The organism is Klebsiella sp. Ech2A (assembly GCF_030078455.1).
Classification (GTDB): domain Bacteria; phylum Pseudomonadota; class Gammaproteobacteria; order Enterobacterales; family Enterobacteriaceae; genus Klebsiella; species Klebsiella terrigena.
Map to the genome: position 1 here is coordinate 1 of NZ_JAQGFU010000416.1, position 1,395 is coordinate 1,395.

The 1,395-nt window shown below is 66.1% G+C and carries 2 protein-coding genes and 1 pseudogene; 2 read left to right on the forward strand and 1 reads right to left on the reverse strand.

Annotation, left to right across the window (positions count from 1 at the left end; genetic code table 11):
- Both PFH44_RS27575 and PFH44_RS27580 read left to right on the forward strand, forming a co-directional pair.
- Positions 1-177 (forward strand): annotated as a pseudogene (locus PFH44_RS27575) (ABC transporter ATP-binding protein); the annotation flags it as partial.
- A complete protein-coding gene (locus tag PFH44_RS27580; protein WP_283826840.1) occupies positions 174-1,139 on the forward strand; it encodes an ABC transporter ATP-binding protein in 966 nt (321 codons plus the stop codon). The pseudogene PFH44_RS27575 and the gene PFH44_RS27580, both read left to right, overlap by 4 nt.
- A 106-nt stretch (positions 1,140-1,245) precedes the next feature.
- Here the strand turns inward: PFH44_RS27580 and PFH44_RS28150 are convergent.
- Positions 1,246-1,395: hypothetical protein (locus PFH44_RS28150; protein WP_463671591.1), on the reverse strand; the 150-nt coding region annotated here is incomplete at its 5' end.

Consider the following 1,395-nt stretch of genomic DNA (forward strand, 5'->3'; position numbering starts at 1 on the left):
CCCCTCTACCCGATACCCGGACAGGTGCCGGATCTGGCCGCCCTGCCGCCGTACTGCGCCTTTGCCGACCGCTGCGCGCGCGTCAGCGAACGCTGCCGCCAGGGGATCCCCCCGCTGGCGGGCGACGCCCGGCAGGTCGCCTGTTTTCATCCTGAGCTCGCGGAGGTTGTGGCATGAGCAGTGAATACGTCATTGAGGTCGAAGGGCTTAAAAAGTACTTCCCGCTGCGCGAGGGGCTGTTCGGGCAGCAAACCGGCGAGCTGCGGGCGGTGGACGGCGTGAGCTTTAAGATTCGACCGGGGACCATTTTCGGCCTGGTGGGGGAATCCGGCAGCGGCAAAACCACCGTCGGGCGCACCCTGCTCGGGCTGTATGAGAAAACCGCGGGCAGCGTCAGGTACCGCGGCCGCGAGCTCAGCGCGCTCTCTTCGCGCGAGATGCGGGCGCTGCGGCCGAAAATCCAGCTGGTCTTTCAGGATCCCTACAGTTCGCTGAACCCGCGAATTCGCGTCGGCGACGCCATCGGCGAGGCGATGCTGGAGCACGGGCTGTGCAGCAAGGCGGAGCTGTATGACCGAACGATTGCGGTCATGCAGATTTGCGGCCTCGCGGCGCAGCATTACAACCGTTTTCCGCACGAATTTTCCGGCGGCCAGCGCCAGCGTATCGGCATCGCCAGGGCGCTGATCCTCAACCCGGATTTCATCATCGCCGACGAGCCAATCTCGGCGCTGGACGTCTCCATCCAGGCGCAGATCGTTAACCTCTTTTGCGACCTGCGCGATGACCTGGGGGTTACGTTCCTGTTTATCTCCCACGACCTCGGGGTGGTGGAGCACCTGTGCGATGACGTGGCGGTGATGTATCTCGGACAGCTGGTGGAAACCGCAAGCCGCGACGCGCTGTTTGCCCGGCCGCTGCATCCCTATACTCAGGCGCTGCTGGCGGCGGTGCCCACTTTAGATCCGCTGCGCGAACCGGCGGTCGCGATGCAGGGCGAGATCCCTGACCCGTCAAACCCGCCGCCCGGCTGCCGCTTCTCCTCCCGCTGCCCGCAGGCCAGCGAGCGCTGCCGGCGGGAGGTCCCGCTCCTTCGCGAAGTCGCCGCGGGGCATCAGGTCGCCTGCCACGGCGTTTAGTTCGCCCGGCCCGGCTGCGGGCGAAAAAAAACCTGCCGCTCGTTCAGCGGCAGGTTTTGTTCCCAGGGGGAGCGACTACTCGTTATGCGTGAAGAGCCCGCGGGCGCTACTCGTCGAGGGCGTAGGCGATGATATCGTCGCCGACGTCCGGCGAGTGGCTGGCGCCGCCGGCTGAGATAACCACGTACTCTTTGCCCGTTTTCGGCGACGTGTAGATCAGCGGTGCGGCCACTGCGCCTACCGGCAGGCTCGCCGG